A 13,615-nucleotide genomic window follows, 5' to 3' on the forward strand; every position below is an offset into this window, starting at 1 on the left:
GATGCGCCCCGCATTCGGTGATTGGCGCAGCCTGGTAGCGCACTTCGTTCGGGACGAAGGGGTCGGAGGTTCGAATCCTCTATCACCGACCAAATTTAAAACCCTGCTCAACGAGCAGGGTTTTTTGCATTTGAAGCTCGTGAGGATGAGAACCTCCGGGGGCAAGAGGTTCGACTCGAGCGTAGCGAGAGAACGTTGCGGCAGCAACGGCCCGCAGGGCGAGCCACGTAGTGGCGAGTAATCCTCTATCACCGACCAAATTAGAAAAGCCGCTCTTTGAGCGGGCTTTTTGCGTTTGTGGCTTTTGTAGGCCTGATAAGCGAAGCGCCATCAGGCAAAACATCACGCTATAACAGACATCGCCGGATGCGGCGCAAGCGCCTTATCCGGCCTACAGGCGAAGGCCATCAGGCAAAACATCACGCTATAACAGGCATTGCCGGATGGCGGCGCAGACGCCTTATCCGGCCTCCAGGTAAGCGCTGGCAGGACGTATTTTGCGTTTTCCCGTCCCCATTTTGACCTTCATTTTATCTGCAAAAATTGTGCACCACTTCCCACTGACTGTTAACGATTCTGTGACATATTCCATTGCCTTTTTTTATATTTGCTTGAATCTTTTTTTGCGTTACTTATGGCTGAACCCAGCATTTTCCGCTGTGCGTTTTAACGTTCATGGTATTAATCGCTCAGATATGCAGCATGTGTTGAGAAAATTTTCATAATTTGCATAAATGTTAATCACCAAATGTTTCTGAATATGAAGATATTTATTCTGGCATAGTGCGCGTAGCACAAATTTCCCTGCTGAAAATACCCGTCTGCACTTTTTTTAATCTTTGTTTGCCAATTCTCACCGTTGGTGTAAATCACGGTTACCTGTATTGACGTTTTCACATTCTGTTGACAGATTGTAGGGCATGAGGGGCATTTCATGGAGAATCCGCACTGCAACTCAGTCGCTTATGTGAACGGAATCCCCATCCTCTTAACGCCGACCCGGCCGGGTAAAAAACAAAAAAGGCCAGGCGGTGCAAACCCACTGCAAAGGGTAAAACAACAAACATCACATTTGGAGCAGAAGAATGAGTATTTCCTTGAAGAAGTCAGGGATGCTGAAGCTTGGTCTGAGCCTGGTGGCTATGACCTGCGCCGCAAGCGTACAGGCTAAAACTCTGGTTTATTGTTCAGAAGGATCTCCTGAAGGCTTTAACCCACAGCTTTTCACCTCTGGTACTACCTATGATGCCAGCTCCGTACCGATCTATAACCGCCTGGTTGAGTTTAAAACCGGTACCACCGAAGTGATCCCCGGCCTTGCTGAGAAGTGGGAAATCAGCGAAGACGGTAAAACCTATACCTTCCACCTGCGCCCTGGCGTGAAGTGGCAGGACAACAAAGATTTCAAACCGACGCGCGATTTTAACGCCGATGACGTGGTGTTCTCTTTCGATCGTCAGAAAAATGCCCAGAACCCGTACCATAAAGTCTCTGGCGGCAGCTATGAATACTTCGAAGGGATGGGTCTGCCGGATCTGATCGCCGAAGTGAAAAAAGTGGATGATAAAACCGTCCAGTTCGTGCTGACCCGTCCGGAAGCACCGTTCCTGGCTGACCTGGCGATGGACTTCGCTTCTATTCTTTCTAAAGAATATGCGGACAACATGCTGAAAGCCGGTTCGCCGGAGAAAGTGGACCTGAACCCAATCGGTACCGGTCCGTTCCAGCTGCAACAGTACCAGAAAGATTCTCGTATTCTGTATAAAGCGTTCGACGGCTTCTGGGGCACCAAGCCGCAGATTGACCGTTTGGTCTTCTCCATTACGCCTGACGCTTCCGTGCGTTATGCCAAACTGCAGAAGAACGAGTGCCAGGTGATGCCGTACCCGAACCCGGCAGACATCGCGCGCATGAAGCAGGATAAAAACATCAATCTGATGGAGCAGGCCGGTCTGAACGTTGGCTACCTCTCTTTCAACACCGAGAAGAAACCGTTTGATGACGTGAAAGTCCGTCAGGCGTTGACCTACGCGGTAAACAAAGAAGCCATCATTAAGGCGGTTTATCAGGGCGCTGGCGTTGCCGCGAAAAACCTGATCCCACCGACCATGTGGGGCTATAACGACGATATTAAAGACTACACCTACGATCCTGAGAAGGCCAAAGCGCTGCTGAAGGAAGCCGGTCAGGAGAAAGGCTTTACCGTTGAGCTGTGGGCGATGCCGGTACAGCGTCCGTACAACCCGAACGCACGCCGTATGGCGGAGATGGTTCAGGCCGACTGGGCGAAAATTGGCGTTCAGGCCAAGATTGTGACCTACGAGTGGGGCGAGTATCTGAAACGCGCCAAAGCGGGTGAGCATCAGGCGGTGATGATGGGCTGGACCGGTGATAACGGGGATCCGGACAACTTCTTCGCTACCCTGTTCAGCTGTGCGGCAGCGAAAGACGGTTCCAACTACTCTCGCTGGTGCTACAAGCCGTTTGAAGACCTGATCCAGCCGGCGCGTGCGACCGACGACCACAACAAACGTATTGAACTGTACAAGCAAGCGCAGGTTGTTATGCACGATCAGGCTCCGGCTCTGATTGTTGCTCACTCCACCGTGTACGAACCAGTGCGTAAAGAAGTGAAAGGCTATGTGGTTGATCCATTAGGCAAACACCACTTCGAAAACGTTTCTGTCGAATAATTAAAAGGAATCAAGGAAGCGCTGCGCCCCGGTATTGTGTAGGCCGGATAAGCGCAGCGCCCTCCGGCGTAATGCTTTACCCGCGATGCAGTTTGCGTGGGATAAGATTTGTGAGCAATACAGACTCACGGTTCCAGGCCGTGCGTCATTAGAGAGAATCCGGGTTATGTTGCAGTTCATTCTCCGACGTTTGGGACTCGTCATCCCCACGTTTATCGGTATCACTCTTCTCACCTTTGCCTTCGTCCATATGATCCCCGGCGATCCGGTCATGATCATGGCGGGTGAACGTGGGATCTCCCCTGAGCGTCACGCTCAATTGCTGGCTGAACTCGGTCTGGATAAACCGATGTGGCAGCAGTACCTCCACTATATCTGGGGGGTTATGCATGGTGACTTAGGCATCTCGCTGAAAAGCCGCTTACCAGTGTGGGAAGAGTTCGTGCCTCGCTTCAAAGCAACGCTGGAACTCGGCGTCTGCGCGATGATTTTCGCCGTCGCAGTGGGTATCCCGGTGGGTGTACTTGCTGCTGTTAAGCGCGGCTCCATATTCGATCATACCGCAGTTGGCCTGGCGCTGACCGGTTACTCCATGCCGATTTTCTGGTGGGGCATGATGCTGATCATGCTGGTTTCCGTGCAGTGGAACCTGACGCCGGTTTCCGGGCGCGTGAGCGACATGGTGTTTCTTGATGATTCCAATCCACTGACCGGATTTATGCTGATCGACACCGCCATCTGGGGTGAAGAGGGCAATTTCATTGATGCGCTGGCGCATATGATCCTGCCGGCGATGGTGCTTGGCACCATTCCCCTGGCGGTGATTGTGCGTATGACCCGTTCATCGATGCTGGAAGTGCTGGGCGAAGACTACATTCGTACCGCGCGCGCCAAAGGGTTGACCCGTATGCGCGTCATCATCATTCATGCTTTGCGCAACGCCATGCTGCCTGTTGTGACCGTTATTGGTCTTCAGGTCGGTACGCTGTTGGCGGGGGCGATCCTGACCGAAACCATCTTCTCGTGGCCGGGGCTGGGGCGCTGGCTGATTGATGCGCTGCAACGCCGTGATTATCCGGTAGTGCAGGGCGGGGTATTACTGGTGGCGACGATGATTATTCTCGTCAACCTGCTGGTAGACCTACTGTACGGCGTGGTGAACCCGCGTATTCGGCATAAGAAGTAAGGGGGCCATCATGTCACAGGTTACTGAAAATAAAGTTATTGCTGCACCGGTGCCGATGACCCCGTTGCAGGAGTTCTGGCACTATTTTAAACGCAACAAAGGTGCGGTTGTCGGGCTGGTGTATGTGGTGGTGATGATCCTGATTGCGGTCTTTGCCAACGTTCTCGCCCCGTACAATCCCGCTGATCAGTTCCGCGATACGCTGTTGGCCCCACCTGCGTGGCAGGAAGGCGGCACCATGGCGCACCTGTTCGGTACTGACGATGTCGGCCGCGATGTGCTGTCGCGCCTGATGTATGGCGCGCGTTTATCGCTGCTGGTTGGCTGCCTGGTGGTGGTACTGTCCCTGCTGATGGGCGTGGTGCTCGGTCTGGTTGCCGGTTACTTTGGCGGTATCGTCGATAACGTCATCATGCGTGTGGTCGATATTATGCTGGCGCTGCCGAGCCTGTTGCTGGCGCTGGTGCTGGTTGCCGTATTTGGTCCTTCTATTGGTAACGCCGCGCTGGCGCTGACGTTCGTGGCATTGCCGCACTATGTCCGTCTGACGCGTGCCGCAGTCCTGGTGGAAGTTAACCGTGATTACGTTACCGCTTCCCGCGTAGCGGGTGCAGGTGCGATGCGTCAGATGTTCGTTAATATTCTTCCTAACTGTCTTGCGCCGCTGATTGTTCAGGCGTCGCTTGGCTTCTCTAACGCTATTCTCGATATGGCCGCGCTTGGCTTCCTGGGTATGGGTGCGCAACCACCCACACCGGAATGGGGAACCATGCTCTCCGACGTGTTGCAGTTTGCGCAGAGTGCCTGGTGGGTCGTGACCTTCCCGGGTCTGGCGATCCTGCTGACGGTGCTGGCATTTAACCTGATGGGTGACGGTCTGCGTGACGCGCTCGATCCCAAACTGAAGCAGTAAGAGGTTCGAGATGGCGTTATTAAATGTAGATAAATTATCGGTGCATTTCGGCGATGTTGGGTCCGAATTCCGCGCTGTAGACCGTATTAGTTACAGTGTGAACCAGGGTGAAGTGGTTGGTATTGTGGGCGAATCCGGCTCCGGTAAATCGGTTAGTTCGCTGGCGATTATGGGGCTGATTGACTACCCCGGCCGCGTGATGGCCGAAAATCTGGAGTTTAACGGTCGCGATCTGAAGCGTATCTCTGAGAAAGAGCGCCGTCAGTTGGTGGGCGCGGAAGTGGCGATGATCTTCCAGGACCCGATGACCAGCCTTAACCCGTGCTATACCGTGGGTTACCAGATCATGGAAGCCATTAAGGTGCACCAGGGCGGAAATAAAAAAACGCGTGTTCAGCGGGCAATTGACCTGCTAACGCTGGTGGGTATCCCTGACCCGGCCTCGCGTCTGGATGTGTATCCACACCAGCTGTCCGGTGGGATGAGCCAGCGTGTGATGATCGCGATGGCGATCGCCTGTCGTCCGAAGCTGCTTATTGCCGACGAACCGACAACGGCGCTGGACGTGACCATTCAGGCACAGATCATTGAGCTGCTGTTGGAACTGCAACAGAAAGAGAATATGGCGCTGGTTCTGATCACTCATGACCTGGCGCTGGTGGCCGAGGCTGCGCATAAAATTATCGTGATGTATGCCGGTCAGGTGGTGGAAACCGGAGCCGCACACGACATTTTCCGCGCGCCACGTCATCCGTATACCCAGGCGTTGTTGCGTGCGCTGCCGGAGTTTGCTCAGGATAAAGCGCGTCTGGCCTCGTTGCCGGGTGTGGTGCCAGGGAAATATGACCGCCCGAACGGTTGTCTGTTGAATCCTCGCTGCCCCTATGCAACCGACAAATGCCGCGCTGAAGAACCTGAACTGAACCTGCTGGAAGGCGGTCGTCAGTCGAAATGCCACTACCCACTTGATGATGCCGGGAGGCCTGGGCTATGAGTACGCAAAAGGCCGCTTTGCCACAGCCGCTGTTGCAGGCCATTGATCTGAAAAAACACTACCCGGTGAAAAAGGGGATGTTTGCCCCGGAGCGCCTGGTGAAAGCGCTGGACGGCGTTTCGTTTACCTTAGAGCGCGGTAAAACACTGGCGGTAGTCGGTGAGTCGGGCTGTGGGAAATCCACCCTTGGACGCCTGCTGACGATGATTGAAGTCCCGACCGGCGGTGAACTGTATTACCAGGGACAGGATCTGCTGAAGCACGACCCGCAGGCGCAGAAATTGCGTCGGCAGAAAATCCAGATTGTGTTCCAGAACCCGTACGGTTCTCTGAACCCGCGTAAGAAAGTGGGGCAGATTCTGGAAGAGCCGTTGCTGATCAACTCCACACTCAGCAAAGAGCAGCGCCGTGAAAAAGCGCTGGCGATGATGGCGAAAGTAGGGTTGAAAACCGAGCACTACGACCGCTATCCGCATATGTTCTCCGGCGGCCAGCGTCAGCGTATTGCGATTGCCCGTGGCCTGATGCTTGACCCGGACGTAGTGATTGCCGACGAACCCGTTTCCGCGCTGGATGTATCCGTGCGTGCGCAGGTGTTGAACCTGATGATGGATCTGCAGCAGGAGCTGGGGCTGTCCTACGTCTTTATCTCGCACGACTTGTCGGTAGTGGAACATATTGCGGATGAAGTGATGGTGATGTACCTGGGCCGTTGTGTGGAGAAGGGCACCAAAGATCAGATCTTCAATAATCCGCGCCATCCGTATACGCAGGCGCTGCTTTCTGCGACACCACGCCTGAACCCGGATGACCGCCGCGAGCGCATTAAGCTGACCGGCGAGCTGCCAAGTCCGCTGAATCCGCCACCGGGCTGTGCTTTCAATGCCCGTTGCCGTCGTCGCTTTGGTCCGTGTACCCAACTACAGCCACAGCTGAAAGACTACGGCGGCCAACTGGTTGCGTGCTTTGCCGTTGACCAGGATGAAAATCCGCAGCAATAAACGTGGGTTATGACCCAATAACCGGAGCCTTGTGCTCCGGTTTTTTTATAATTCGTTTTTACTCCCACAATGTGAGTCCATTGGCAGAACATTATTCCATAGTGTCTAGAATGTAGTCAGGTTGGCTTTCGTCACAGAAATATCTACTTCGCAGTTGCTAACTACCAGGAGCAAATGTGGTCACGATACGCTGGGATATTAAAACAATTGATCGTCTGTCGATGGTTGAGGATGTCCTGAAGGAATTTTCCTGCTGTGATATCAATATCATCTCCATGAAAGTCACGCCTGGACGCATTCTGATTAAATCCTGGTGTCGCCAGTTGCAGGATATTTCCTGCGTACAATCCTGCTTAAGCCAGCGCGCTGATATTATTAACGTTGCTTATCTGTGCGAAGAGATAAGCGAACTGTCGATGTCTGAACCGGAACGTCCGCGTTATTTTTCTGACATTATTTGCAGCAGCCAGAGCATGCAACTGCTGATAGAAAAAGCGATCAGAATCGCGGATAGCAAATATACCGTTTTGGTTCGTGGTGAAACCGGAACTGGTAAGGAACTACTTGCCCGGGCCATCCATAATTCCGGGTCACGGCGTTTTTATCCGTTTATTCCGGTTAACTGTTCAGCGCTTCCCGAATCGCTGATGGAAAGTGAATTTTTTGGCTATGAGAAAGGGGCCTTCAGTGGCGCGGACTGTAAAGGCAAAAAAGGGCTGTTTGAAATGGCTGATAAAGGCACCCTTTTTCTGGATGAGTTTGGTGAAATGTCGCTGAGCTTACAGGCCAAATTGTTGCGTGTCCTTCAGGATGGGGGGATTCGTCGCGTTGGCGGGGCGCAAACTATTCCGGTTAATGCGCGTATTATTGTGGCGACTAACGCGAATCTGGAAGAGATGGTGGAGCAACGTCTGCTGCGCGCCGATCTCTATTACCGCATCAACGTACTTTCACTCACCATTCCACCGTTACGCGAGCGCCCGCAGGATATCAGTCTGCTGATCCGCCACTTTGTGCAGAAATACGCGAAGGAGTTCCAACGGCGAATTATTTTGGATAAAGCCTGTTTTGACACTTTGCACCAGCACAGCTGGCCGGGCAACGTACGCGAGCTGGAAAACACGATTATTCGTCTGATGCTGATGGCTGAATCTGATGTTATTACCCGGGAAGACCTGGGGATGGCGAATCTGTCGGCAGGCGAATTGCGCCACACCCAACGTCCGTTTAAAGAACAGGTCCAGTGCGCCGAGCGTCAGTTAATTGAGCAGATGGTGGAAGAGAATGTGTCGTCGCGGCATATTGCTAAGGCGCTGGGCGTATCGCATACCACGGTATTGAACAAAATTCGTAGCTACCAGCTTGAGAGCGTGAGTTAAGCGCCGTCAGGGCTGACGGCGCTGTCATCGGATTATTCAATCAACTTCAACAGTGGTGACAGGCACAGTAAAACTCCGTAGATCAGGATTAGCCAGGTTTTTAGCCCGCGCAGTTTTTCCAGTTGCGCCACTTTATAGATCAAGAAAAACGGAATAATACACGACACAATTCCATATAGCGGACTGCCTAACTGGAAGAATACCAGTACTGAGACGCGGAACGAAACCCAAATAACCAGCGTAATAACGATAAATGTGCAAATACCCAATGTAAGTACTAGTGGGTTTATTTTTTCAACATTAATTACACGGCTAAGTACGTTAAGGATAATCCCTTTAATCGCTTCATGGAAGCCCAGGTAAATACCGAAAAATGCGGTCAGAACAGCAAAGATATTCAATATCGTGGAGGTGATGTGAATAATCTGACCAGGAATGACCTGCGCCGCCAGAGCCAGTGCAGAAATATTCTGTTCGAAGGCTGAAACCGCCTCTTCGTGGCTAATCGAAAAGGTAAATGAGAAGGAGAAAAACAGGATGACTGCAATCAACGTAATGTAGCTGATGCGGTGGGTACGAATGGCCATGCGCGTCGCCAGCACCCGGTCAGCCACTCGCTTGCGGTAGGCGATATTCATGGGGTTCAGCACCTGAATAAACACCGCCGAGAAGAAGCAGAATGGGATGGTCAACAGTACGTCACGAAAGAAGACCGATGCTTCAGGAAAGGCGCTGATATTGCTGAAGTTCCAGTGTGGGACCATCGCAAAGCCGAAGATGATGATAATGCCGACTTTTACCACCACCATCGGACCGGAGATTTTGAATAGCAGCTTTTCTCCACCGGAAGCAATGGCGACCAGTACCGCAAAAATAGCCACTTTATAGATGATTGATTGCGAAAGGTCGGTATCGGTTAGCCCGAAGGTTTTTATATATGAGGCACTGTCAAAAACAACCGATAATGAATAGATGAATATTCCATGAATAATCATCAAAAAGTAAATTACACCGAGGAATACGCCCCAGTTTTTTCCAAGATAATGACTTATAATATCGGTGTAGTCATTGCAGGTTTCACTTTCGGATAGTGTTTTTAAATAAATGTCCTGCACAATATACGTTGCCGGGTAAGCGATAATAAAGGCGACAATAAAAACCCAAATGCCGGTTAAGCCAATTTGTACTGGCATCAGAACTGTACCTGCACCAATTGCCATGCCGATGCAGAGTAATACCCAGCCAAAATCGTATTTTGTAAACGGTATTTTCTTTGAGAATGGTACGGCGGTTGCTGTATTGTTGCTTAATTGTAATGTGTTGTCCTGCATAGAACCCCCTGCCCAAAATACCCGTTCTCCCCAAAAAAGGAGTGCGCGTATAGCCAGACTGTTGTGCCTTGATGCTCAACGACCTGAACCGATCGTCGTCGGTTCAGGTCGTAATGGTCAGAATGTTGCCTTTCTGATGGCGTGTTCAAGGTCGTTAATAATATCTTCTGGATCTTCAAGACCTACAGAAAGACGGATAAGCCCGTCGGTAATACCTGCTTTAAGCCGTTCCTCTGGCGCAACGGGCGAATGTGTCATAGACGCTGGGTGCTGAATGAGGGTTTCGGTATCACCGAGACTGACCGCGAGGAGGCACAATTCTACAGAATTGATCATCCGTCTGCCAGCATCGAGGCCGCCGGCAATTTCAAAGCTGATAATTCCTCCAGGCAGGCTCATCTGCCGTTGGCCCAGCTCATACTGTGGGTGTGAGGTCAGACCGGGATAATACACGCGGGTGATGGACGGGTGCCCTTCGAGGAAACGGGCAATTTTCAGCGCGTTTTCACAGTGACGTTCCATACGAATGCCCAATGTTTTAACGCCGCGTAGGGTTAGCCAGGCGTTGAAAGGGCTCATACAGCCGCCGGTAATATCCTTCAAACCGACAAACCGCGCCTGATCGATAAACTCCTGCTTCCCGACAATAATGCCGCCAATCACATCACCGTGTCCGTTAATGTACTTGGTTACACTGTGGACCACGATGTCTGCGCCCAATTGCAGAGGCTGCTGACAATATGGTGACATAAAGGTGTTATCCACGACCAGCAAAGCGCCCTGCTGGTGGGCAATGCCCGCCACTGTTTCGATATCGACCAATGAGAGCGTCGGGTTGGCGGGCGTTTCTATATACACAACTTTAGTTTCCGGCCGCATCGCGGCGCGGATTTCTTCCGGTTTTGCGGCGTCGACAAAACTCACGTTAATGCCGAACTTCGGCATGCTGTGCGACAGAAATGCGTGAGTACAACCGTAAATTGCGCTGGCAGAAACGATATGGTCACCTTGTTGACACAGCGTCAGCAGAGTCGTGGTGATGGCGGAAATGCCGGATGCTGTTGCCAGCGCGGCTTCACCCTTTTCCAGAACTGCCAGCTTTTTCTCCAGCGCATCGGTGGTGGGGTTACCCAAACGGGTATAAATGTACCCGGACTCTTCGAGCGCAAAGCGGGCGGCACCCTGTTCGGCGCTGTCAAAAACAAACGTTGAAGTCTGGAAGATAGGCGTACTGAGCGCGCCGGTTGAAGGGTCGGGTTGTTGCCCCGCGTGAACGATCTGGGTATTGAATCCGTAAGTACGACAGTCAGACATGATATCTCCTTTAATTCGGAACAGAACAGCTCACATTCAAATAGCAATTGCTGTGCCAGAAAATTAAGATTTAAATATCAATGAATTAGATGATTTTTGTTTCAGGGGAGCGTCAGGAAAGTTGCCAACTGGCAACAATCTTTCCAGCCATATCGGATTTGTAGCGCCGTAATTGCGAGGCTTCACGCAGAGTGGATGGCGCCGGGGTGCCAGGGCGAAAGGGTTACCGTAGAATCAGCGGCAAGCCGGGATATCCCGGTGAGGCGCAATGTTGCGGGGGCTTGATCCCCGGCGGCATAGGTTGCTGGAAAGAGAAAACCCCCGCACGTTGTTCGGTAAAAACCTGGCAACAAAACGGGGGCTAACTTGAACCTGAACAACTCAAGAATAGCCGTGAATAGTTGCCATTGCAACGCAGGCGGCTATATGACGCTCATGCAACTGGGTAGTGCTTTCTGGCACGATCTGGCAGCGCCGATCATCGCTGGTATTATTGCCAGCCTGATTGTGAACTGGCTACGTAACAGTAAGTAATGCTCCTTATGGGTGTCTGGCTGCCGTAATGGCAATATGCGCCCGAACCGGGCCGCAGAGGCAACTTTGCGGCCTTTTTCGCCTTAATTGCAGGTAAATCCCAGCGTCATGTGTCTAACCTGCGGCGATAATGCACACAGGGAAGTTTTCAGATACCGCCTCTCTTAATACCGCTACGATGGGGTATACTCTGACGGCAGTTTTTGTCTATCCGTGGAGAGTCAGTTTGCGTGTCAGTCGCTCGTTAACAATTAAGCAGATGGCGATGGTTGCGGCCGTTGTCATGGTGTTTGTTTTTATTTTTTGCACCGTTTTGTTGTTCCATTTGGTCCAGCAGAACCGCTATAACACGGCTACGCAACTGGAAAGCATCGCTCGCTCCGTCCGTGAACCTCTGTCGGCCGCCATCCTGAAGGGGGATATCCCCGAGGCGGAAATGATTTTAAGCCGTATCCAGCCCGCTGGCGTGGTCAGTCGCGCGGATGTGGTACTGCCCAACCAGTTTCAGGCATTGCGGATGAGCTTTATCCCTGAACGCCCCGTTCCGGTGACGGTGACTCGACTGTTTGAACTGCCGGTGCAGATTTCGCTCCCGGTCTATTCACTTGGGCGCTCCGCCAACCCACAGCCGCTGGCGTATCTGGTGTTACAAGCGGATTCATACCGCATGTACAAATTCGTGACGAGCACGCTTTCAACGTTAGTGACCATTTACTTACTTTTGTCGTTAATCCTGTCGGTCGCCATCTCCTGGTGTATTAACCGCCTGATTGTGCACCCGTTACGCAAAATTGCTCGCGAACTGAACGATATTCCGCAGCAGGAGCTGATCGGCTATCAACTGGCATTACCGCCTATGCATCAGGATGATGAGATTGGGATGCTGGTGCGTAGCTACAACCTGAATCAGCAGCTGGTCCTGCGTCACAGTGAAGAGCAGAACGACAATTCGATGCGCTTTCCGGTCTCTGAACTGCCAAATAAGACGTTCTTAATGGGGCTACTGGAGCAGATTGTTACTGGCCCGCAAACAACTGCGCTGATGATTGTCACCTGCGAAACCTTGCGTGATACCGCCGGTGTATTGACCGAGACCCAGCGGGAAATCCTGCTGTTGACGCTGGTTGAGAAACTGAGATCGGTGCTGGCACCCAGAATGGTGCTTACTCAGGTGAGCGGCTATGACTTCGCGATTATCGCGCACGGTGTGAAGGAACCCTGGCATGCAATTACATTAGGTCAGCAAGTACTCACTATCATGAATGAACGGTTGCCGATTCAGGGTATCCAGCTACGCCCGAGCTGCAATATTGGGGTGGCGATGTACTACGGCGATTTGACGGCGGAACAGCTATACAGCCGCGCGCTATCGGCAGTGCTAACCTCGCGTCGCAAGGGTAAAAACCAGATCCAATTCTTTGATCCGCAGCAAATGGAAGAAGCACAGCAGCGTTTGACCGAAGAGAACGACATTCTGACCGCGCTTGATCACCAGCAATTTGCGTTGTGGATGCAACCGCAGGTAGAGATCGCCAGCGGCAAGATGTTGAGTGCTGAAGCTTTATTGCGGATGCAGCAGGCAGACGGAAGCTGGGAATTACCGGAAGGGTTAATCGACAGGATTGAATCCTGTGGTCTGATGGTGACGGTTGGATATTGGGTGCTGGAGGAGTCTTGTCGCCAGCTTGCGGCCTGGCAGGAACGAGGTCTGATGTTACCGCTGTCGGTGAATCTGTCTGCGCTACAGCTGATGCACCCCAGTATGGTGTCGGATCTGCTGGAGTTGTTAAACCGCTATCGCATTAAGCCTGGGACCTTGATTCTGGAAGTTACCGAAAGCCGGCATATCGATGATCCAAACGCCGCTGTCGCTATCCTGCGTCCGCTGCGCAATGCGGGGGTACGCATTGCGTTGGATGACTTTGGTATGGGGTATGCGGGTCTGCGGCAGTTGCAGCACATGAAGTCACTGCCAGTTGATGTGCTCAAAATCGACAAGATGTTTGTTGAAGGCCTGCCAGAGGATAGCAGTATGATTTCTGCCATTATTCAGCTGGCTCATAGTCTCAATTTGCAAATGATTGCGGAAGGCGTTGAAACCGAAGCGCAACGCGACTGGTTATCACAGGCAGGGGTGGAAGTCGCGCAAGGATTCCTGTTTGCCCGTCCGGTTCCGGCAGATATCTTCGAAGAACACTATTTAGCGAAGGAATCAGCTGATTACAAAAGTTAAAAAAGGTAGCGCTTGTGCGAGCCAGTTCAAAATTTTT

Annotated in this window: 11 protein-coding genes, 1 tRNA gene and 1 other RNA gene; 11 read left to right on the forward strand and 2 right to left on the reverse strand. The window is 52.1% G+C overall.

Annotated features, from left to right (window positions below):
• Window positions 1-15 precede the first annotated feature (15 nt).
• From RYZ59_RS05135 to RYZ59_RS05175, 9 genes are all read left to right on the forward strand, one after another.
• Window positions 16-92, forward strand: a tRNA-Pro gene (locus RYZ59_RS05135).
• Window positions 93-125: 33 nt separating this feature from the next.
• Window positions 126-258: non-coding RNA, RtT sRNA (locus RYZ59_RS05140), on the forward strand.
• 676 nt (window positions 259-934) lie between these two features.
• On the forward strand, window positions 935-1,171 hold the full coding sequence (locus RYZ59_RS05145) for a hypothetical protein (RefSeq protein WP_137398959.1): 237 nt from the start codon (window positions 935-937) through the stop codon (window positions 1,169-1,171).
• Window positions 1,086-2,693, forward strand: coding sequence for a dipeptide ABC transporter periplasmic-binding protein DppA (dppA, locus tag RYZ59_RS05150; RefSeq protein WP_137382041.1), 1,608 nt, complete (start codon window positions 1,086-1,088; stop codon window positions 2,691-2,693). The genes RYZ59_RS05145 and dppA overlap by 86 nt, the downstream gene beginning before the upstream one ends.
• Before the next feature lie 166 nt (window positions 2,694-2,859).
• Entirely contained in the window at window positions 2,860-3,879 is a 1,020-nt protein-coding gene (gene dppB / locus RYZ59_RS05155) for a dipeptide ABC transporter permease DppB (RefSeq protein WP_003827415.1), read from the forward strand.
• A gap of 10 nt (window positions 3,880-3,889) precedes the next feature.
• Window positions 3,890-4,792, forward strand: a complete 903-nt coding sequence (gene dppC / locus RYZ59_RS05160) for a dipeptide ABC transporter permease DppC (RefSeq protein ID WP_137382040.1) — start codon at window positions 3,890-3,892, stop codon at window positions 4,790-4,792.
• Window positions 4,793-4,802: 10 nt separating this feature from the next.
• Window positions 4,803-5,786: a dipeptide ABC transporter ATP-binding protein gene (dppD, locus tag RYZ59_RS05165; protein WP_137382039.1), complete on the forward strand. Its 984-nt coding sequence runs from the start codon at window positions 4,803-4,805 to the stop codon at window positions 5,784-5,786.
• Window positions 5,783-6,787, forward strand: coding sequence for a dipeptide ABC transporter ATP-binding subunit DppF (gene dppF / locus RYZ59_RS05170; protein WP_043018667.1), 1,005 nt, complete (start codon window positions 5,783-5,785; stop codon window positions 6,785-6,787). The genes dppD and dppF overlap by 4 nt, the downstream gene beginning before the upstream one ends.
• 176 nt (window positions 6,788-6,963) lie before the next feature.
• Window positions 6,964-8,166, forward strand: a complete 1,203-nt coding sequence (locus tag RYZ59_RS05175) for a sigma-54 interaction domain-containing protein (RefSeq protein WP_318045506.1) — start codon at window positions 6,964-6,966, stop codon at window positions 8,164-8,166.
• Between the two features lie 32 nt (window positions 8,167-8,198).
• On the opposite strand, the gene RYZ59_RS05180 is transcribed toward RYZ59_RS05175, so the two are convergent.
• Both RYZ59_RS05180 and megL read right to left on the reverse strand, forming a co-directional pair.
• Window positions 8,199-9,497: an amino acid permease gene (locus RYZ59_RS05180; protein ID WP_137382037.1), complete on the reverse strand. Its 1,299-nt coding sequence runs from the start codon at window positions 9,495-9,497 to the stop codon at window positions 8,199-8,201.
• Window positions 9,498-9,614: 117 nt separating this feature from the next.
• Window positions 9,615-10,811 (reverse strand): methionine gamma-lyase, encoded by a 1,197-nt coding sequence (megL, locus tag RYZ59_RS05185; protein ID WP_202037469.1) that lies wholly within the window; start codon window positions 10,809-10,811, stop codon window positions 9,615-9,617.
• Window positions 10,812-11,237: 426 nt separating this feature from the next.
• Between megL and RYZ59_RS05190 the strand changes: the two genes are divergently transcribed.
• Complete coding sequence (locus RYZ59_RS05190; RefSeq protein ID WP_202037470.1) at window positions 11,238-11,345, forward strand: type I toxin-antitoxin system toxin Ldr family protein; 108 nt, start codon at window positions 11,238-11,240, stop codon at window positions 11,343-11,345.
• A gap of 226 nt (window positions 11,346-11,571) precedes the next feature.
• A complete protein-coding gene (hmsP, locus tag RYZ59_RS05195) occupies window positions 11,572-13,578 on the forward strand; it encodes a biofilm formation regulator HmsP (protein ID WP_318045502.1) in 2,007 nt (668 codons plus the stop codon).
• Window positions 13,579-13,615 lie beyond the last annotated feature (37 nt).

The organism is Citrobacter sp. HN-141 (assembly GCF_033341895.1).
GTDB lineage: Bacteria > Pseudomonadota > Gammaproteobacteria > Enterobacterales > Enterobacteriaceae > Citrobacter.